At 68.1% G+C, this 19,456-nt stretch carries 12 protein-coding genes and 2 tRNA genes; 7 read left to right on the top strand and 7 right to left on the bottom strand.

Annotation, left to right across the window (positions count from 1 at the left end; genetic code table 11):
- Positions 1-558, bottom strand: a 558-nt coding sequence (locus CS062_RS22620; protein ID WP_368372871.1) for a type IV pilus assembly protein FimV, incomplete at its 3' end; no start/stop codon positions are given.
- A 237-nt stretch (positions 559-795) separates the two neighbouring features.
- Between CS062_RS22620 and CS062_RS22615 the strand changes: the two genes are divergently transcribed.
- The 3 genes from CS062_RS22615 (at position 796) to CS062_RS22605 (ending at position 2,815) form a co-directional block, all read left to right on the top strand.
- On the top strand, positions 796-1,500 hold the full coding sequence (locus CS062_RS22615) for a Crp/Fnr family transcriptional regulator (RefSeq protein ID WP_099863879.1): 705 nt from the start codon (positions 796-798) through the stop codon (positions 1,498-1,500).
- Positions 1,501-1,570: 70 nt separating this feature from the next.
- A complete protein-coding gene (locus CS062_RS22610) occupies positions 1,571-2,653 on the top strand; it encodes a phosphotransferase family protein (protein WP_099863878.1) in 1,083 nt (360 codons plus the stop codon).
- 85 nt (positions 2,654-2,738) lie between these two features.
- Positions 2,739-2,815: transfer RNA gene (locus CS062_RS22605), tRNA-Pro, on the top strand.
- A gap of 77 nt (positions 2,816-2,892) precedes the next feature.
- On the opposite strand, the gene CS062_RS22600 is transcribed toward CS062_RS22605, so the two are convergent.
- Positions 2,893-4,368, bottom strand: a complete 1,476-nt coding sequence (locus CS062_RS22600) for a putative bifunctional diguanylate cyclase/phosphodiesterase (RefSeq protein WP_099863876.1) — start codon at positions 4,366-4,368, stop codon at positions 2,893-2,895.
- A 345-nt stretch (positions 4,369-4,713) separates the two neighbouring features.
- Here CS062_RS22600 and CS062_RS22595 point away from each other — a divergent pair, with 345 nt between their 5' ends.
- Positions 4,714-6,699: an OPT family oligopeptide transporter gene (locus CS062_RS22595; RefSeq protein ID WP_158238899.1), complete on the top strand. Its 1,986-nt coding sequence runs from the start codon at positions 4,714-4,716 to the stop codon at positions 6,697-6,699.
- A 171-nt stretch (positions 6,700-6,870) separates the two neighbouring features.
- Positions 6,871-6,947: transfer RNA gene (locus tag CS062_RS22590), tRNA-Arg, on the top strand.
- 108 nt (positions 6,948-7,055) lie between these two features.
- On the opposite strand, the gene CS062_RS22585 is transcribed toward CS062_RS22590, so the two are convergent.
- From CS062_RS22585 to CS062_RS22570, 4 genes are read right to left on the bottom strand one after another with little or no spacing between them, the layout of a single operon-like run.
- A complete protein-coding gene (locus CS062_RS22585) occupies positions 7,056-7,709 on the bottom strand; it encodes an SMI1/KNR4 family protein (RefSeq protein ID WP_099863874.1) in 654 nt (217 codons plus the stop codon).
- A 21-nt stretch (positions 7,710-7,730) separates the two neighbouring features.
- On the bottom strand, positions 7,731-11,855 hold the full coding sequence (locus tag CS062_RS22580; RefSeq protein ID WP_099863872.1) for an RHS repeat-associated core domain-containing protein: 4,125 nt from the start codon (positions 11,853-11,855) through the stop codon (positions 7,731-7,733).
- Positions 11,852-13,387 (bottom strand): hypothetical protein, encoded by a 1,536-nt coding sequence (locus CS062_RS22575; protein ID WP_099863871.1) that lies wholly within the window; start codon positions 13,385-13,387, stop codon positions 11,852-11,854. Before CS062_RS22575 ends, CS062_RS22580 begins: the two co-directional genes overlap by 4 nt.
- 13 nt (positions 13,388-13,400) lie before the next feature.
- On the bottom strand, positions 13,401-15,506 hold the full coding sequence (locus tag CS062_RS22570) for a type VI secretion system Vgr family protein (protein WP_099863869.1): 2,106 nt from the start codon (positions 15,504-15,506) through the stop codon (positions 13,401-13,403).
- A 285-nt stretch (positions 15,507-15,791) separates the two neighbouring features.
- Between CS062_RS22570 and CS062_RS22565 the strand changes: the two genes are divergently transcribed.
- Positions 15,792-16,631, top strand: a complete 840-nt coding sequence (locus tag CS062_RS22565; RefSeq protein WP_233218216.1) for a metallophosphoesterase — start codon at positions 15,792-15,794, stop codon at positions 16,629-16,631.
- A 2-nt stretch (positions 16,632-16,633) separates the two neighbouring features.
- Here the strand turns inward: CS062_RS22565 and CS062_RS22560 are convergent, their stop codons facing one another.
- On the bottom strand, positions 16,634-17,527 hold the full coding sequence (locus CS062_RS22560) for a transporter substrate-binding domain-containing protein (protein ID WP_099863866.1): 894 nt from the start codon (positions 17,525-17,527) through the stop codon (positions 16,634-16,636).
- A 200-nt stretch (positions 17,528-17,727) separates the two neighbouring features.
- Between CS062_RS22560 and CS062_RS22555 the strand changes: the two genes are divergently transcribed.
- On the top strand, positions 17,728-19,341 hold the full coding sequence (locus CS062_RS22555) for a polyamine aminopropyltransferase (protein ID WP_099863864.1): 1,614 nt from the start codon (positions 17,728-17,730) through the stop codon (positions 19,339-19,341).
- The last annotated feature ends 115 nt before the right edge of the window (positions 19,342-19,456 follow it).

Here is a 19,456-nt window from a genome sequence, read left to right as displayed (position 1 = left end):
CGTCGCCGCCGCCAGCGCCGGTTCGCCGGCGACGACGGGCGTCGAGGCGCGGGGCGCCTCGGCCGCGCGCGTGGGCTGCCCTTCCCGCTGCGCCTGCAGCGCCGGCGACACCAGCGGCACGGTCGTCGCGCCGGTGTCGGGCATCGGCTCGGCATTCAGGCCCGGCGGATCGATGAAGGCGGTGTACTGGCGCGTCAGCCGCGCGCTGCAGCCCACGCTGAGCTGCACCGACACGATCGGCTCGTCGATGCGCTGCACGCTGCGCAGCCGCACGCCGGTGAGACGGCCGCCGTCGCCCTCGATCTGCCAGTGCAGGCCCGAGGCGGACAGCGGGTTCTCGCCGGCGCTGACCTCGGCGCGCACGCAGTCCGGGGTGAGGCTCTCGCCGGGATTGAGTTGAAGGGGGAACAGCAGGTTCAACGGCTGTCCGAGCGACGAGGCGGCCTGCGGTCGGCCGACGCCGAGACTCCACGCGGGCGCCGACATCACGAGGATGGCCAGCACGAGAACGCTATGCGACGGCAACACGCCGCGCGGGTCGTGATGATCTCGATCCATGCCCGCTGTCATTGCTGTTGGAGTGCGTTTCACTCTAGCACGGCGCTCCCGGGGACAAACCCGGAAAAGCGCCCCTCCCTCGCCCGCGATGCGCATCGCCCGCGCATGATGCGCGCATCGGCGCGGCGCGATCCGGCGCGCCGCGGGTCCCTCACAATAGGCCGGATGAGGTCGCGACGCACGCGGCCCGTCCGCATCTTTCAGGAGACGGCTGGCTTGTCACGCCAGCGACAAAGCATGAACAGCTCGGTTCTTACAATTTCCGAACGCAACAACATCGAGACGGGGCCGTGGTTCTCCAAGCTGTCACTGCCGTTGCGCAGCGACATTCTGGCGCGCGCCACCGTGCGCCGCCTGGCCGACGGCGCGCTGATGTCGGTGCGCGGCGAGCCGGCCGAGGAATGGATCGGCGTCGCCAAGGGCGCGGTCCGCGTCAGTTCGGTCTCGCTGTCGGGCAAGCAGGTGACGCTGACCTACGTCGAGCCGGGCATCTGGTTCGGCGACATCGCCCTCTTCGACGGCCTGCCCCGCACGCACGACGCCAGCGCCCATGGCGAGACCACGCTGCTGGTGATCCGCAAGCCCGACTTCAAGGACCTGCTGCATCGCCATACCGAGCTGTACGAGGCGCTGTTGCGCCTGAACTGCCGGCGGCTGCGGCTGATGTTCGACCAGGTCGAGGACCTCAACACCCGACCCCTGGCCTCACGGCTGGCCAAGCAGATCCTGCTGCTGGCGCGCAGCTATGGCGTGTCGCAGGGCGAGGAAGTCCGCATCGGCCTGCAGCTGGCGCAGGAAGACCTCGCGCAGCTGCTGGGCGCGTCGCGCCAGCGCGTGAACCAGGAGCTCAAGGGCTTCGAGCGCGAAGGCGCGGTGCGCGTCGAGCCGACCCGGCTGGTGGTATTGAGCAAGGAGAAGCTGTTGGCCATCGCCAACCGCTGAGCGCCCGGCGACCGATCCCCCGGTCCCCGGAGCGCGTGTTTCACACCTCACGACAACTCCAGGAGACCTTGTGGACGACGCATTCACCGGCACCCGCGCCCCGACCCATCCGATCGACGCCCAGGCGCTCGCCGCCTGGCTGGCGCGCGAGATTCCCGGCTTCACCGGCCCGCTGACGATCGAGCAGTTCAAGGGCGGCCAGTCCAATCCCACCTACCAGCTGGTCACGCCGGGCGGCGCCTACGTGATGCGGGCCAAGCCCGCGCCGGTGGCGAAACTGTTGCCGTCCGCGCATGCCATCGAGCGCGAGTTCACCGTGATGCGGGCGCTGGCCGGCACCGACGTGCCGGTGCCGCGGATGCTGGCGCTGTGCGAGGACGAGTCGGTCATCGGCCGCGCCTTCTACGTCATGGAGTTCGTGCAGGGCCGCGTGATGTGGGACCAGACGCTGCCGGGCGCATCGAATGCGGAACGCACCGCGATCTACGAGGAGATGAACCGGGTCATCGCGGCGCTGCATCGGGTCGACTTCGCCGCGCTGGGGCTGGCGGGCTACGGCAAGCCGGGCAACTACTTCGAGCGCCAGATCGGCCGCTGGAGCAAGCAGTACCAGGCGACGATCACCGGCCCGAACGAGGCGATGGACCGCCTGATCGAATGGCTGCCCGCCCACATTCCCGAATCGGCGCGCGACGAGCGCGAGGTCTCGATCGTGCATGGCGACTACCGGCTGGACAACCTCGTCTTCCATCCGACCGAACCCCGGGTGCTGGCGGTGCTGGACTGGGAGCTGTCGACGCTGGGCCACCCGCTGGCCGACTTCAGCTATCACTGCATGTCCTGGCACATCCGCAAGACGGGCGCCGCGCGCGGACTGGGCGGCGTGGACCTGGCGCCGCTGGGCATCCCGGGCGAGCTCGACTACGTGCGCCGCTATTGCGAGCGCACCGGCCGCGCCGATCCGCAACTGGTGATGAAGGACTGGAACTTCTACCTCGCCTACAACCTGTTCCGCATCTGCGCGATCCTGCAGGGCATCGCCAAGCGGGTGGAGGACGGCACCGCCTCGAGCGCGCAAGCCCGCGAGGCCGCGGCCGGCGCCAGGCCGATGGCAGAACTGGGCTGGCAGATCGCACAGAAGCTGTCGGCCTGACACCCCCTCCGACCCACTGATTTGGGAGCAGACGGTCGCGAGTTTCCGAGCAGGCAAATTTCCAGGCTACAATCTGCGGCTTCGTCGGGGCGTAGCGCAGTCTGGTAGCGCATCTGCTTTGGGAGCAGAGGGTCGCGAGTTCGAATCCCGCCGCCCCGACCATTCATCCAGAAGAGCCGCAAGGAGCGATCCTCGCGGCTCTTCGCTTTTTCAGCGCGGCGACGCGCGGCCGGGCGGGATCAGCGCCTCGCGTCCAGCGGCAACGCCGCCGTCTCGACAAAGATCGACGGCCGGAAGCCCTCCGTGCGCCCTTCCGTCGAGGTGTCCGGCTCGGCCGCCAGCACCTCGATCGCGAGCGCCGTCATCGGCTTCGCGAACAGGTAGCCCTGCAACTCGTCGCAACCCATCGCGACCAGCTGATCGCGCTGCGCGACGGTCTCGACGCCCTCGGCCACCACCTTCATCTGCAGCACGCGGGCCATCTCCACGACCGCCCGCACGATCGCCTGGGCCTCGACGCTGGTGGCCACGTCCGCCACGAAGGCGCGGTCGATCTTGAGCTCCTGCGCCGGCAGCTGGCGCAGTGCCGCCAGGCTCGAATAGCCGGTGCCGAAATCGTCGATCGACACATGCACGCCCAGCGCGCCCAGGCGCCTGAACGCCCGGCCGGTGACCGTGGCGTGCTCCATCGCGACCGATTCGGTGATCTCGCAGGTGAAGCGCTCGGGTCGCAGGCGATGGCGCCGCAAGCCCTTCTCGAGGCGGTCGATGAACTCGTCGGAGCGCATCTGGTAGCCCGACACATTGATCGCGACGCGCATGCGCAGGCCCATCTCGCGCCAGCGCGCCGCCTGCGTCAGCGCGGTGTCGGCCACCCAGTCGCCGATCGGATCGATCAGGCCGTAGCGCTCCGCGATCGGGATGAAGCGCGACGGGCTCACCATCCCCAGCGTCGCATGCCGCCAGCGCAGCAGCGCTTCCACGCCGGTCACCTGCAGCGTGCGCGCGTCCATCTTCGGCTGGTAGACCAGTTCCAGCTCCCGGTTCTTGATCGACTCCCGCAGCTCGCGCGCCATCGTGAGTTCCTCGCGCAGCTCCTCTTCCTGCACGGCGTCGAAGAAGGCGTGGCCATTGCCGCCCTGGCGCTTCACCGAGCGCATCGCCGTCTGCGCACGCCGGATCAGCCGGATCGAATGGCCGTGCTCCGGCGACATCGCGACCCCCACCGACAGGCCGACGGTCAGCGGCGTCGTGCCGACCAGCACCGGCTCACCCAGCGTCTCCAGCACCCGCCGCACCAGGGCGTCGGTCTGCGAGGCGGGAATCTCGCTCCACAGGGCGAATTCGTCCCCGGCGACCCGCCCGACGAGGGACCGCTTGCCGGCGAGTTCCCGCAGCCGCTCGGCGGTGCGCACCAGGAGGTGGTCGCCATGGTCCTTGCCGTGCTCGTCGTTGATCAGGCGGAACCCGTCCAGGCCGATGTAGAGCAGGCTGCCCTCGCCGCCGCGGCGCTGCAGCGCGTCCAGCATGACGGCGAATTCATCCTCGAAGCGGCGCGCCAGCGGCAACCCGGTGAGGCGGTCCCGACGCCGGGCACTGGACGCACGGCCGAGCTTGCCCCGGACCCCCATCAGCAGGACCAAGGTCAGCGCGACGCCCAGCAGGACGCCCAGGAGAACCCACATCAGCGTCAACAGCGGCTCCAGATGCAGCAAGGAGGAAGTGGGGATGCTAGGCGCTGAACGCACTTTCGTGCGCCGGCAGCACCGGAATGCGGGGGCTGGCTCGCTCGGCGCGCGGGCGCGGCGTGAAGAACTCGGCGCGGCGCGGGCGCCGGCCGCGCGTGCGGACGCGGGTTCGCAGCCTCCGCGCGACACCTCGCCCACCAGGGCGATAGGCGGGCGGCGATAAGGGGAAACCCCATGCGAGCGCTCGTGTCAGCACGATGTCAGGCAGGGACAATGCGCGCTGTTTTTTTGTTTCAAAACAGCGTCCTTCCTGGTCACGAGCCTGGAGCCGGGCGCGGCAACGGGCAAACCCGCAAGAGGATCGAGCACAGCATGGCGCTACAGCATTTGACCGACGAACAGGTACAGACCTGGTCGCGCGCGCAGAAGGACGAGTGGTGGTTCAAGAACGTCTTTCGCGGTGACATGGCGCAGCTCTCGCTGCGCTCGGGCTTCACCGGCTTCATGCTGGGCGGCATCCTGGCCGCGACCTCGCTGTACATCGGCGGCAAGACCGGCATCAGCGTCGGCGTGGGCCTGACCTCGGTGATCCTGGCCTTCGCGATGTTCCGCATCTTCGCGACGCTGGGCTGGGCGAAGGACTACACGATCCTGGAGAACAACTGCACCCAGTCGATCGCGACGGCGGCGGGCTATGTGGTGTCGCCGCTGTTCTCGTCGCTGGCGGCCTACATGCTGTTCGTGGACCACATCGTGCCGTGGTGGCAGATGATGATCTGGATGATCGTCATCGCGGTGCTGGGGGTGCTGGTGGCGTTCCCGATGAAGCGGCGCTTCATCAACGAGGACCAGCTGCCCTTCCCCGAGGGTCGCGCCTGCGGCGTGGTGCTGGACTCGCTGTACACCGGCGAGGGTGGCGAGGGCATGTACAAGGCCAAGCTGCTGGCCAAGGTGGCGGCGGGCGCCGCGACCTACCAGGCCCTGATCAGCGACGGCTGGATGAAGCTGCTGCAGTTCAAGATCCTTCGCATGGACAAGTGGGCCGGCATGACCGAGCCCTGGACCTTCCATGAGCGGCTGGACCAGTATTACTACGGCATGGCCGCGAAGGCCGAGATCTGGATCCCGAAGATCCTGGGCACCGACATCCGCGCGCTGGGGCTGCGCCTGACGCTGGATGCGGCGATGCTGGGCGTGGGCGGGCTGATGGGCATCGCGGTGGCGACGAGCTGCCTGCTGGGCGCGTTCGTGAACTTCGTGGTGCTGGCGCCGATCATGATCCAGGCCGGCGACATCGTGCAGCGCGTGGCGCCCAACGGCGCGCCGATCCCGATCTCGCGCGCCGAGATCGTCAACCAGTGGTCGATGTGGTGGGGCGTGGCGATGATGGTCGCCGGCTCGCTGACGACGCTGCTGGCCAAGCCCGACCTGTTCGTCGCGGTGTTCAAGTCCTTCCGCCGCAAGCCGGGCCAGGCGGGCGGCGGCAGCGACCTGCTCAAGGACATCGAGGTGCCGCTGTGGATCTCCTTCGTCGGCGTGCCGGTGATGGGCGTGCTGACGGCCTACATCGCGCACCTGTTCTTCGGCGTGCCGATGGTGATGGCGCTGATCTCGCTGCCGCTGATCCTGGTGCTGACGGTGATCTGCACCAACTCGATGGCGCTGACCTCGTGGACGCCGACGGGCGCGCTGTCGAAGATCACGCAGTTCACGATGGGCGCGATCGACCGGACCAATCCGGCGTCCAACCTGATCCCGGCGGGCATGACCTCGGAGATCTCGTCGAACGCGGCGAACCTGCTGAGCGACATCAAGCCGGGCTACATGCTGGGCGGCAAGCCGCGTCACCAGGCGATCGGTCACGTGATCGGCGTGGTGGCGGGGGTGCTGTTCTGCGTGCCGCTGTTCTTCCTGCTGTTCGTGCCGAAGAACGCCGAGGGCGTGCGGTCGACGTCGACGATCATTTCCGAGCAGTTCTCGATGCCGGCGGCGGTGCAATGGCGCGGCGTGGCGGAGATCATCGCCAACGGGCTGCACAGCCTGCCGGCGTCGGCGCTGATCACGATGGCGGTCGCGGCGATCTGCGCGGTGGCGATCGAACTGATCAAGATGGCGACGAAGGGCAAGTTCCCGCTGTCGTCGGTGGCGATTGGCCTGGGCGTGGTGCTGCCGCCGGAGTCGACCTTCGCGATGTGGGTTGGCGCGATGATCTTCTTCGTCATGGGCAAGGTCTACAAGACGCCCGGCACGGCGGGCTGGAAGCGCTGGGTGGATGGCTGCGAGCCGATCTGCGCGGGGCTGATCTCGGGCGCGGCGCTGATGGGCATCGGCAACGCGATCGTGAACGTGCTGATCTGAGCTTCAGCTTATTGACAGTCGATCGAAGAAGGATCGACTTCGAACCGTTCGACGGCCGTCGGTGACGGCGGTTCGCATGGCACAATTCGGGCCCTTCGGAGGCGTGGGAACGCCCTCCAAGGGCCCGAAGTCCATCAGGACAAAGGCCTCCATCGGTCTACCGATTTCCGTCTGCCCGTAGCTCAACTGGATAGAGCAGCTGCCTTCTAAGCAGCAGGTCGGGGGTTCGAGTCCCTCCGGGCAGGCCAGTGCTGCACCCCTATGCGCGCGTGCGTGCAGTCGATTCCTCGCCCCAGCAACCCACCTCCTCGACCACGCGCCCAAGCGCATCGCGCCTGGGTGGATGGGTTAGCCCCTCACAGCCATTCAAAGTCGAGCCCGGCGAATTCCTCAATATGTTCTATGAGGCCTTCCTGCGGCGTACCGACATACAACATCTCCGAGTTGAAGAGATATGAAGCAATGAGTGGGCGCGACGCATCTCGATATATCAGACCCACTCGATGCCCCCCTAGGCGCAAGCTTCGCTCACCGATGTAATCGAACAGGGGATCAATTTTCTTCAGTTGCTTTTCTGGCAGTTCGCAACGAGCTTTCTCTTCCTGGGACAACAACGCCTGCCAAGCACCGAGCGCCAGCAGGAATGCCGACAGCTTCGACGACTCGCTGAACCACTTCTGGGCGTTGCTGGCCTTCCCCTCGACCCTCGGGTTCGGCAAGGTCAGAAGGTTATTGCGATGAATGCCCCAAACCGCCGTCCCCTGATGTTCCTCGCAGAACACCAGGTAGTCACCTTCAACGCGCAACTTCTCCGGCGACAACAGGTGGAAATCCTGATCCATCAGCTCGCGGTATCCGCCGGCAACCAAATAGTAGTCCTTCAACGCCTCGGGCAATGACAGACCCAGACGCTTCTCCGCCGCGTCGATCTGGCCCGTGGAAATTTCGCCCTCAGCACTCCGACCGGCAAACCCGGTCGCGACAATCAACTGAAGAGGTTCAACAATCATTTGGACTCCAATATAGACAAATTATCCGCAGCCGCTACCCTTGACACGTTTTGATTTCCACGCTCCGCTGGCGGACTGATAGTAGCGGCGAACTGTTCGCCCGTCGCCCTCTATCACCTCCAGAACCACGTCTGCCGAAGCTCGAGGAAACTCACCCGCGAGGGCTGGACGAAACACCCAGGTGCGCCCAGTATCAGAAGCGACATAGCGTACGGATATTCCTTCCTGATGCACCACGTCACGCAGCAGCGGGCGGCAGCCGGGACTGCAGGGATCGAGAATCCCCTTCATGTGCACCACATCGCCCCGCTGCAGATCGCCGCTGACTTCACGAAGATACTTTGGCTCGGTATGAGAATTCAAACCGTAGCGGCCGGCTTCCTCCTTGGTCAATCCCCCGCTCTGCACCGTTGACCGGGTGCCGGGAACCTCTTCGCCGTTTCTCTCTATCCACGCTTCCAATTCATGCCGATCGAGCCCCAGCGGGTCAATCCAGGCGAACACGTTCTGCGCATACTGGTAGCCGTTCAGCCCCCCTGTCAGGCCAATCGGGTCCTGGCTGATGAAGAATCCGGCCAGCGGGTCGAAGTATCGATAACGGTTGTAATGGAGGCCGGTCTCCTCGTCCTCATACTGTCCTTGCAACCGAATCGGGTTGGCAACCTTGCTCGTGGCAATTTCGGCCCGTCCCCAAACGTCATATCGCGCCGACCATACGACATCTCCACCACTGTCAATGAGCCGCGTCGGACATCCATTGACATCGGTGTGATAGCGGTAGCTGATTCGGCCGTCCACCAGTGCCAGCGGCACAAAGCTGCGCGGATAGTACAAATACTCGCGGTGCGCCGGCGGCTGTGATGCGTTGCCGGCACTTTCGAGCACGAGAGCGTCGCGATCCCAGCCAAACCAGGTGCAGGCCTCCCCGGTGCGCTTGAACACTCGCCGACCCAAGGGGTCGTAGCCATAGACGGTATCGGACTCTGCCGCCGCGCCCGGCCCAAACGTCGGTCCTCTGCGGCTGCGCACCACCCGCTGATTCGCATCCCACTCCAGCGCGACCGTCTTGGCTTCCCCACCATCCAACTGCCGCTCATCGCGCCGGTCGACCAGATTGCCCGCCGCATCGAAGCGGTAATGCACGCCCTCGCACCAGCCCTCGCGCCGCCACGTGCCGTCCTGCTTCACGCCCGTCGTCAGCCGATCCCCCGCCGGGTCCTGAAAGAACTTCTTCAGCTTCCCTTGCGGATCGATGTGCTCGACGATCTGTCCCAGTGGGTCGTAGCGGAACTGGTCCAGGCCATATTGGCTGTCCTTGCGGTGGGTGAGATTGCCGGCCGTGTCGTAGGCGTATTGCGTGCTGAACAGCCACTCGGCCTCGCGCCGGACTCCTTGCCCCGTGAGACGGCCCTCGGCGTCGTACTGGGACTGGCGCTCGAGGCCAGGTGCGAGCATCTCCTTGACCACCCGACCCGCCTCGTCGCGCTCAATCGTGATGGGCGGCTCGTCGTTGATGCGGATGGCCGTGGGCTGCCCGAGCAGGTCGTACTCGTAAGCGATGGTGTTGCCCGCGCTCGTCTCGCGCCGGATGCGGCGTCCCAGCAAATCGAACGCGTGCTTGATGACGAAGTCGCCCTGCCGCTCTTCGAGCAGACGCCCTTGGACATCCAGCGTCCGCTTCACCGTCACATGTTCGTTGGCACAGCCGGTGAGATTGCCGTTCGCGTCGAACTCGAAGGTCTCCTCGAACTGCCGTCCGCTCTCGAACGGATGCGCGAAACGCTTGCGCCGGATGCGGCCGAGCTTGTCGGTCGTGTAGTCGATGGCCCGTCCCAGCGGATCGATGCTCCGCTGCAGATGGCCAGCTGCATCGAAGACATATCGCGTGGCCTGACCCCAGTAGTCCACCTCCTCGACCACACGCCCCAGCGCATCGCGCCGGAGCTCATAGGTCTCACCGCGCTGGTTGCTGACGCCGATGATCTGCTCTTCGGTGTCGTAGTGATACTGCACCACATGGCCATCCGACTGATGTCGCTTGGCGATCAGTCCCTGACCGAAGTATTCGAAGCGTGTGCGTGCGCCGCTCTCGTCTTCGTAATGGGTCAGGTTGTCCTGGGCGTCGTAGGCGCAACGGACCCGCCCACCGGCCGGCATGACCGCTTCGACAAGCCGCCCCTTGCGGTCGTAGCGGTAACGCGTACCACGGCTCGATGCATCCAGACGACCGAGCACATTCCCCAACAAGTCTCGTTCGAAACGCGTCACATGGCCCAGTGCGTCCCTCACGCTGGTCAGATAACCATCGGTGTCATAACCCAGCCGCGTGGTCGCGTTCAGGGCGTCGGTCACGCTGAGCAGCAGGCCGTCACCGCTGTATTCGTAGACTGTCATCGCGCCGAGCGGGCTGGTCTTCTCAACCAACAATCCGCGCTCATCCCACCGCTGGCGCCAGCTCGCACCGTTGGGATCGGTGATCGCTACCGGCTTGTTGCGTGCATCCACCTCCACCGACATCGCGCTGCCGTCCGGCCGCGTGAGCTTCAGCAGATTCCCGCGCTCGTCATAGGCGTACTCGGTCCGGTGATTCGCCGCGTCCACCACGGCCGTGGTGCGTCCCACCTCGTCGTACTCGAAGATCGTGCGCCCGCCCAGCGGGTCGATCTCCAGGATCGGCAGGCCGTTCTCGTCGCACTGGACCGTGGACACGTGTCCGAGCGAGTCGGTGATGCGCACCTCGCGGATCTCCGGCCAGTACGCGAATTGGTAGTCGTACAGCCCGCCATCGCCCCAGGCGCGCACCACCTGCCACGCCTGGCCGCCCTTGTCGTACTCGTAATGGAACGACAGCCCCGTCCGGTTGGTGTGCCGCACCATGTGCCGGCCGTCGTAGGCGAATCGATAGGGGTTGTCCAGCTCGTCGCGCGCCGCCACGAGCCGCCCTTCCGCGTCCTGCTCGTAGGTCACGAAGGTGTGACTGAACTCGGCCTCCGGCACATACAGCGACAGCGACCGGATGAAGCGCCCTGCGTACTCCACCAGCAGATGACGCCCGCCCGATTCGCGGATCGCGCTCAACCGCCCCTCCACCCACTCGTACAGCAGCCAGTTGCCGCACAGGTCGCTGACGCGCCCCAGCGGCACTTCCCTCACCTGCTCCGCCGTGAGGACCGACTGCGACTTCGGGAAGTGATAGATCAGGTCGCCCTTGGTGCGCACACGCCATTCATCGCCGTGGTCGGTGAGCAGTGCGCCGTCCATCAGCTCCAGCACCGCGGCGGACTCGCCCTCCGCGGCGGGCAGCGACGGAAACAGCGCCGGTCCTTCGTCCGGATGGAGGAACACCACGCTGCCATCGGCCGCATCGATTTCCAGCCGCGCATCGGCCGGGCTTTCCCAGCCGAGGCCGCAAGCGCCAACGCGCTCGCGTCCCGATGCGTAATTGCGTACCCAGTCGACCGGAATGCGCCAGGGCAGGCTGAAGTCGCTTTGCTCGACGCTGACCTCGCCGGTCAGGATGTTCACCGGCTCCGCGCGCAGCACCTTGCACTTCAGGAAGCCCGGGTCCATGTTCTTGAACAGCTTCTGCCGGAACTTCTTGAAGCGCGCCCCCAGCGCCTTCGCGAACTTCGACTTCGCCAGCTTGCCCAGCCCTGCGAACGCGCCGCGCGCCATCATGCCGGCCATCGAGATCGTGGGCGCCCCGCCCACCTTCACCGTGCTCGGGATCGCCAGGTTCACGCTGGTCGGCAGCAGGTTGGGCAGCTTGAGCTTTTTCTTCTTCGGCCGCGGCGGGCTGGGCATGCCCGCGATCTGGCAACCGAGCACCGGCAGCGCCTGGTACGACAACGGGTCGCCATCGGCCAGCACCGTGGAGCTGCCCATGAAGAGCTCGTCCTCCTTGTCCGGCAGCATCGGCGCGAACGGGAAGCCCGGCGGGATGTGCACGACGATCGCCGCCGTGCCCGCCGTCGCCCGCTTCATGCCCATCACCTTCACCGTCGCTCCGATGAAGGGCACGTAGTCGAACGGATCGAACACCACCGACAGGTGCGGCGTGGGCAGCGGCACCGGTCCGGCCGGCGTCGTGCACAGGTGAATGTCGACGCCCAGCTGCGGGTCGCCGTGCTTGGCCGTGAGACTCATGCGGCGGCTCCTTGTGCGTTCGACAGATGCGGCGCGGGGCCGATCGCGCCCTGCATGGCGATCGGCCATGCCGGCCCCAGCAGATCGCGCGCGTGCTCGAACACCTCACGGAAGGCCGGTCCACCGCCGGCCGCTTCGCTGTCGGCCCGAGCCTGGGCTTGCCGCAGCAGATCCTCCATCTCCGCAAGGTGCTGCTGCTCGACCTGACGCAACGCGGCCACGTCGGAAGCGCCCTCCAGCGATGCCGCCTGCGTCTCCAACCGGGCCCGCCCCGCCACCTCCTGCCGGTCGAGTTCGCGCCGGATCGCCTCGATGCGACCGGCACGGTCGGGCTCGATGAGCCGCAGCATCTCGAAGCTGTGCAGCGGCAAGGTCGTCATCGGTCGCGACTCGGGCTTGAGCCGCTCACCGACGGCGAGCGCCGGCCGTCCGAACGCGAGGGCGGCGTTGCCGTCGCCTTCCCGCGCCAGGCAGTAGGTGCCCATGCGCAACGCCTCGAGCCACATCAGCGGATTCGGCAGGTCGGACGCGAGTTGTGCAGCAGCCTGGTAGCACGCGGTCGCCCTGCGCAGGTCGCCAGCCGCCACGTGAGCGGCGGCCTCGCCGAACCACGTCTGGAGCACGAGCTGACCGCCCGCCGGATGCCCCGTCGCGCGCGCCGCCTCAGCGGACGATCGGGCGTGCCGGTAGTGGTTGACGGCCTCGTCGCAGCGGCGCTCCTTGAGCATCACACCGGCCGTCAGCACGCGGACGGCCACTTCCTGGTCGGCCCATCCCTGTGCCCGCGCGAAGGCCAGCGCATCGCGCCCCTTCGCCAGCACCTGGTCGGCCGTCCCCTTCTCCGCCAGCGCGAACAGCCCGGTCAGCAGGTTCCGGAACACACCGCCAGGACCCACGGTCGGTTCCTGGGCGAAGGTCTCCTGCGCAACGGACCACGCATCCAGCGGCAGCGCTTCCGCGAGCACCTGCGCATGCCCGGCCCCGGCGAGGCGCTCGAGCCGCGGCGCCTCCTGGACATCGGGCACCAGCAGTCGAACGCCGTCGGGCACGCCGGCCTGCAGGGCTCGGTCCAGCCAGGCCGCCCAGGACTCGTCATCGTCCACGCGCACCGGCATCAGCACCGCGACCAGGTGGCCGAACACGCCGTGATGCTGCGCCAGCGAGCCCAGCGCCCGCAGGAATGCGGCGGCGGTGTCGGGGACCTCGTCCGGCACGAAGGGCCAATCGGGGGTCTGGCCCGCGCGCTCGAGCTCCTCGTGGCTCGCGGCGTACTGGCCGGCCAGGGCTTCCTTGAGCGCGCGGGAATACGCGATCGCGTGCTCGAACGGCGCATCGAACACGATGAAGGTGTCGCCGCTGGTGCTGCCCCCATCGACGGCCTCATGCCGCTGCATCTCGAAAAAGCACTCGAGCATCCGCTTGCCGCTGTCCGGCGTCTGCCACAGCAGCACGCGCTTGTCGGGCTGATCGATGAACGCCTGCCAGCGCTGCAAGAGCTCCGCGAGCCGGCGCTCCACCGGATTGATGGCCATGGCCACCCTTTCTTCAGCAGTTCAGGGAAATTTCCGTCCCGTTGACCGACACGCCGCTGGCGTCGACCTTGATCACCGAGCCGCCGGCGCTGATCGTCACGCTGCCCGCGTCGATGACGATGGTGGAGCCGCCGACGCCCAGCGTCAGCGACGTCGCCGAGGTATAGGTGCCAGCCCCGTTGGCGTGCAGCGACAGGGTGGCGGTCGCCCCCTGCGTCACCGCCCCGGTGGTCTGCACGTCCAGCGCGCCGGTGATGTTCTGGGTGTAGCCGCCCGTCACGGTGAGCCGCTTGCCCGACTGCACGGTCTTCTCCTCGCCGGCGGTGACGGTCTCGACGAAGTGGCCGTTGACGGTGTTCTCTCGCTTGCCGTTGACGGTGTGGGTCAGGTCGCCATTCATCGTGCGCGAGGTCGCGCCGGTGATCGTCTGCGTGTAGCCGTCGTTGACCGTGTGCGTGGCGCCGCCGGTGACCGTCAGCTCATGGCCGGCGCTCACCGTTTCCGCCAGCTTGCCGACCACGCTCATCGTGCGGTTGGCATTGACCGTCAGGGTGTCGTCCACCGTCACGGTGGTGCTGCGGTTGTTGTTGATCGTGTTGGTCTGGTCGTGCAGCACCGTCGTCGACATGTCGTACTGCGCGTGCAGGGTCATCTTCTCCTGGCCCGCCGTGTCGTCCATGGACAGCTCGTTGTAGCCGGTGCCCTTGTGCGTCTTGGACTTGATGCCGCTGACCATCGCGCCGTCGGGCAGGCCGTAAGGCGGCATCTGCTCGGCGTTGTAGACGCGGCCGGTGATGAGCGGCTGGTCGGGATCGCCCTCGATGAAGTCGACGATCACCTCCTGCCCGATGCGCGGGATGGAGACGCCGCCCCAGCCCTTGCCGGCCCACGGCTGAGACACGCGGATCCAGCACGAGCTGCGCTCATCGCGCCGGCCGCGGCGGTCCCAGTGGAACTGCACCTTCACGCGGCCATAGGCGTCGGTGTGGATCTCCTCGCCGGCCGGGCCGGTCACGCTGGCGGTCTGCGGTCCCGCGACCAAGGGCTTGGGCGTTCGCCGCGGCGGCCGGAACTGCTGCGTCGCCGGAATCGCGCGGAAGTCGCAGCGCAGGTCGGTGTGGCCGGTGCCCGACTCGTTGGCCGCCTGCCGCAGCGTGAGCGTCGTCGAGGTGACCAGGTACTGGGCGTTCTGGTCGTCGCGGGGATGACGGCTCATCGCCAGCAGCCGGCCCGTGCTGACGCCCTGCGCGTTGGTGCTGGCCGAGAGCACGTTGAAGGCGCTGTGCCACTCGTCCAGGCGGTCCTCGGCGTACTGCGAGCCGTCGGAGGTCTGCGTGTAGCCGCCGGGGAAGTCGAAGATCTCGCCGTCGGACAGGTCGTAGCCGCGGGCGCGCGACTGCTCCGTCTGCAAGGCCGCGGACGGCCGCTCGAAGTCGTAGTCGGTCAGCACCACCTTGCCGGGCTGCATGCTCTGCTCGCTGGTCCACTGGCTGATGTGCTCGAGCTGCGGGGGCGCCTGGTCCGCGCCGCCGTAGAACGGCAGCGACTCGCAGCCCGGCGCGGCGTCATGCGCCGTCGCCGCGTCGCACAGCACCAGCTTGTGGCCGCGCTCGTCGTGCTCGACATACCAGTAGATGCCCTCCTGCTCCAGCAGGCGCGCGACGAAGTTGAAGTCGGTCTCGCGGTACTGCACGCAGTAGGTCCAGGTGCGGTACGGGCGCATCAGCTTGAGCTCGAAGCGCGCCACCGGGTGGTCCTGGAAAACGGCCGCGACGATGTCGGGCACGGTCATGTCCTGGAAGATGCGGCAGTCCGCGGTGCGGGTCAGCAGCCAGGGCCAGGGCTTGAGCGTCATCTCGTAGACGCAGTGGCGGCCCTCGAAGCCGCCCTGCACGAAGCGCGTCACATAACCGCTCAGCCGGCGCGAGGCGTTGTCGCGCAGGGCGATCGTGAGCGTCACCGGCTTGCCGAGCAGGTCGCCGGCGGCGATGTCCACGCGCTCGCTGAGCAGCCGGAGCCGGGTCTCGCCCACTTCGCTCAGCGCCTCTCGGGCGAAGCATTCATGCACGCGGAACGTGCTGGCGGGCAGCGGGGTATCAAGCCGAAGGGGAGCGGTCATGTCGCGCAAAGCTCGGTCGGGCCTGCATTAGAGGCAGCGCCCCTGGAGGGGGTAAAGCGACGAAAGTCACCGGTGACCGGGCATGCCAGCGCGACACGGCCGACGGGGATGACCTTCCGCATGGCCGGGCACCAGGGCTGCGGCACGCCGGCTCTCCCGCAGCCTGGTCAGGGGCGCGTTTCCAGGCGTTTCCAATCTTTCCGCCGATTGCATCGCATACTGCCGCTCCCTCCGCCGCCTTGCCGCCGATCGATGTTGTTGTCCGCGCTCCGCCATCTCCTGACCTTGCTGCTCGCCCTGCTTTTCGCCGCCGTGTTGCTGGCGGTCTGGGGACTGCTGATCGAGCCCCGCTGGGTGGCCGCGCGGGAGGTCGCCGTCCCGGTGTCCGGCTGGCAGGGGCCGGCGCGACTGAAGGTCGCCGTGGCCTCGGACTGGCACATCGCCCATGAGTTCCGGCACGTCATGACGATCGCCCGGGCCGAGGGCATCGTCGAGGCGATCAATGCCGCGGCGCCGGACGTCGTGCTGCTGCCGGGGGACTTCATCCACGGGCGCGGCGAGGACGGCACGACGCCCGAGCAGATCGCCGCCGTCCTCGGTCGCCTGCGCGCGCCGCACGGCGTGTACGCGGTGCTCGGCAACCACGACTGGTGGACCGACGGCCCGCGCTTCACCCGCGCACTGCGCGCCGCCGGCATCCGGGTGCTGCTCAACGAGGCCGTGCCGCTGCCGGGCACGGCGGTTTGGGTGGTGGGCGTCGGCGACCGCATGTCCGGGCACAGCGACCCGCGGCGCGCCGTGCGCGGCCTGCCGCCCGGGGCGCAGGCCCTCGTGCTGATGCACGATCCGGCCAGCGCGCTCGACCTGCCGGCCCTTCCCGGCCTCGTGGTGGCGGCCCATACCCACGGCGGGCAGGTCCGGGTGCCCTTCCTCGGCTCCGTCGTCGCGCCCCATGGCTGGCCGAAGGACAAGACGCGTGGCTGGGTCGAGGTGGGCGGACGACCGATCTACATCACCAGCGGATTGGGCGTGAGCATCTATCCGGTCCGCATCAACGTGCGGCCGGAGTGGGTGATGTTCACGGTGAGCGGGGTCGAACAGAAGACGGCGACTCGCCGGCCCTGAGCTCACTTCGCCCGCGTCGCCAGGAAGCGCTTCAGGGCCTCCTCGCGCAGCCGGGCCACGGTCCCCTGGCGCTTCATCTCGCGCAGCGCCTGGGTGATCGCCGGCACCAGCGCCTCGTGCCGGCGATGCAGGTAGGCATGACCGGTCGTGCTCTGGATGACGCCGAGCATGCGCGGTGCGGGGCCGGCGCTGAACTCGGCGCTGACGTCGCCGAAGGCGAGGTGGTCCTCCACCGCCTCTCGCACGTCGAGGTAGAGATCGATGCGCTTGAGCTGGAGCCGCCGCAGGCCCTGCTCGATCGTCGCCACCGTGGACACCTGCTCCGGGGGCACCTCGCGCGCCAGCAGGTCGGCCAGTTCGGGAATGCCGCGCCGGTGCTCGCAGCGCCAGCGCTGCTCCCGCACGGCGGGCCAGCCCGGGAACCGGTCACCAAGCGAGGCCTCGGTCGCGTAGGCGGCGAACTCGACCGCGTTGTTGGATTCGGCCACCCGCACGAGCTCGGGATTGAGCAGCCCATATCCCCAGGTGCGCCCGAGTTCGCCATCGGCGTCGCCGGTCCGCACCGCGATCGGCCCCCGCCCCGGTGGAACGTCGACGAACTCGAATCCGATGCCCAGCGACGCCAGCAGCTCGCGATAGACGGCAATCAGCCATTGCGTGCGCGGATCCTCGCGTCGGCGGGAGAAGGTGAACCGGAGAACCTTCGGCGTGGCCTCGCCGCGGTCCGGCCGCGGCGGCTCCAGCGCGTCGGGGCCGGTCGCGCGGATCTTCTCGGAGGTCAATGCCAGGCACGGCAGGCCGGCGAGGGTCGCGGCGCCCAGGCAGACGCTGCCCAGCGTCGGGCCGAGGCGCCGCAGGCAGCGCCGGCGGGTCAGGAGGAAGGGACTGGCCGTCATGCTTGCATCGCATCGCAGCCGGGTGGCCGCGCTTCATGGGCCGCGTCGACGCCAGGACGCCGACGGGCCGCCAAAGACTGTAGATCAAAGCCGCCGTCGGCGCACCAACGGCTAGCTACGCCACCCGCAGCGCGCGAGCGGCCGGCACCGTGCGTCGCCGCGGAAAAACACGCCTCGCGCGCGTGATAGCCTCGCGCCCCATGTCCCAAGACCCCATCGCCACGGCGTCCTCGCCGGACGCCGCCGGCGACACCGACCTCGCCGACGACACCCCCGCCCGCGCCTCGATGCCCGAGGTGCTGCTGCTGGCCAGCGTCTTCGTCATCGCGGCCTGCGGGCTGGTCTACGAACTGGCTGCCGGCGCGCTCGCCAGCTACCTGCTCGGCGACTCGGTGCTGCAGTTCTCCACCATCATCGGCGCCTACCTCTTCGCGATGGGCCTGGGCTCCTGGCTGTCGCGCTACATCGATCGCCAGCTGGTCGCGCACTTCCTGCGCCTGGAGCTGCTGGTGGGGGTCATCGGCGGCCTGATGCCGGCGGCGCTGTTCACGGTGCACAGCCTGCTGCCGCCCTCCCAGGCACTCGCCTTCCGGGTGCTGCTCTACGGCCTGGTGCTGCTGGTGGGCACGCTGGTGGGGCTGGAGATTCCGCTGGTCATGCGGATCCTCAAGCGCCACTTCCGTCAGCGCTATGCGCTCAAGGAACTGGTCTCGCAGGTGCTGACCTTCGACTACCTCGGCGCGCTGCTGGTGGCCGTCGCCTTCCCGCTGCTGCTCGTGCCGCAGCTGGGCCTGGTGCGCACCGGCCTGTTCTTCGGGCTGCTCAATGTCGCCGTCGCGGTCTGGGCGCTGTGGCTGTTCCGCGCCGAGCTGCGAGCCTGGCGCTCCCATGCGCTGACCTGCGCCGTGGCGATCGCGCTGCTGGCCGCCGCGATGGCCGGCGCCGACCGTCTCAGCACGTGGGCCGAGGACCGCTTCTACGGCGAGCAGATCGTGTTCAAGGAAAGCAGCAACTACCAGCGCATCGTCGTCACCCAAGGCGCCGGCGGCACGCGGCTGTTCCTCAACGGCAACCTGCAATTCCACTCGCGCGACGAGTACCGCTATCACGAGGCCCTGGTCCATCCCGCGATGGCGGCGCAGGGCGCGCCCCGCCGGGTCCTGGTGCTGGGCGGCGGCGACGGCATGGCGGTCCGCGAGATCCTGCGCTACCCCTCCGTCGAGCACATCACGCTGGTCGAGCTGGACCCGCACATGACCACGCTGTTCTCGACGATGCCGTTGCTGCGCCAGCTCAACCAGGACGCGCTGCGCAGCCCCAAGCTGGAGACCGTCAATGCCGATGCCTTCGGCTGGCTGGAGGCCTCCCAGGCGAGCTTCGACGTCATCGTCATCGACTTCCCCGACCCCAGCAACTTCGCGCTGGGCAAGCTGTACACGGCCAGCTTCTACAAGCTGGTGGACCAGCACCTCGCGGCCTCCGGCTACGCGGTGATCCAGGCGACCTCGCCGCTGGTCGCGCCGCGCGCCTACTGGACCGTGGTCACCACGGTGGAGTCGGTGGGACTGACCGCAACGCCGTACCACGCGCATGTGCCCAGCTTCGGCGAATGGGGCTACGTGCTGGCGAGCCGGCGGCCCTGGTCGATGCCGCGGGGGTTGCCCGCGGGCCTGCGCTTCCTGAGCCTGGACAGCCTGCCGGCCCTGATGAGCTTCCCGCCGGACATGGCGCGGCCGCAGGGGCTGGAGGTGAATCGGCTGTCCAACCAGGTGCTGGTCCACGAGTTCGAACGCGAATGGGGCAAGCTGCATTGAAGCGGCGCGACCTGCTCGTGCGCGCGACGGCGGCTTCGCTGCTGCCGATGCTGTCCGCCTGCGGTCGCGATGCGCGGCCCGTCGCCGATCGACTGGCCGAGCGGCTGGCCGACCT

Source organism: Roseateles chitinivorans (genome assembly GCF_002761755.1).
In the GTDB taxonomy this organism is placed as follows: domain Bacteria; phylum Pseudomonadota; class Gammaproteobacteria; order Burkholderiales; family Burkholderiaceae_C; genus Roseateles; species Roseateles chitinivorans.
This window is presented reverse-complemented; position numbering and strand designations above follow the sequence as displayed.

What these genes read in the sequence shown, in the direction of transcription:
- CS062_RS22615 (WP_099863879.1), top strand. Translation starts at nt 796, where the DNA reads ATGAACAGCTCGGTTCTTACAATTTCCGAACGCAACAACATCGAGACG.
- CS062_RS22595 (WP_158238899.1), top strand. Translation starts at nt 4,714, where the DNA reads ATGGCGCTACAGCATTTGACCGACGAACAGGTACAGACCTGGTCGCGC.
- CS062_RS22585 (WP_099863874.1), bottom strand. Translation starts at nt 7,709, where the DNA reads ATGATTGTTGAACCTCTTCAGTTGATTGTCGCGACCGGGTTTGCCGGT.
- CS062_RS22580 (WP_099863872.1), bottom strand. Translation starts at nt 11,855, where the DNA reads ATGAGTCTCACGGCCAAGCACGGCGACCCGCAGCTGGGCGTCGACATT.
- CS062_RS22575 (WP_099863871.1), bottom strand. Translation starts at nt 13,387, where the DNA reads ATGGCCATCAATCCGGTGGAGCGCCGGCTCGCGGAGCTCTTGCAGCGC.
- CS062_RS22570 (WP_099863869.1), bottom strand. Translation starts at nt 15,506, where the DNA reads ATGACCGCTCCCCTTCGGCTTGATACCCCGCTGCCCGCCAGCACGTTC.
- CS062_RS22560 (WP_099863866.1), bottom strand. Translation starts at nt 17,527, where the DNA reads ATGACGGCCAGTCCCTTCCTCCTGACCCGCCGGCGCTGCCTGCGGCGC.
- CS062_RS22555 (WP_099863864.1), top strand. Translation starts at nt 17,728, where the DNA reads ATGTCCCAAGACCCCATCGCCACGGCGTCCTCGCCGGACGCCGCCGGC.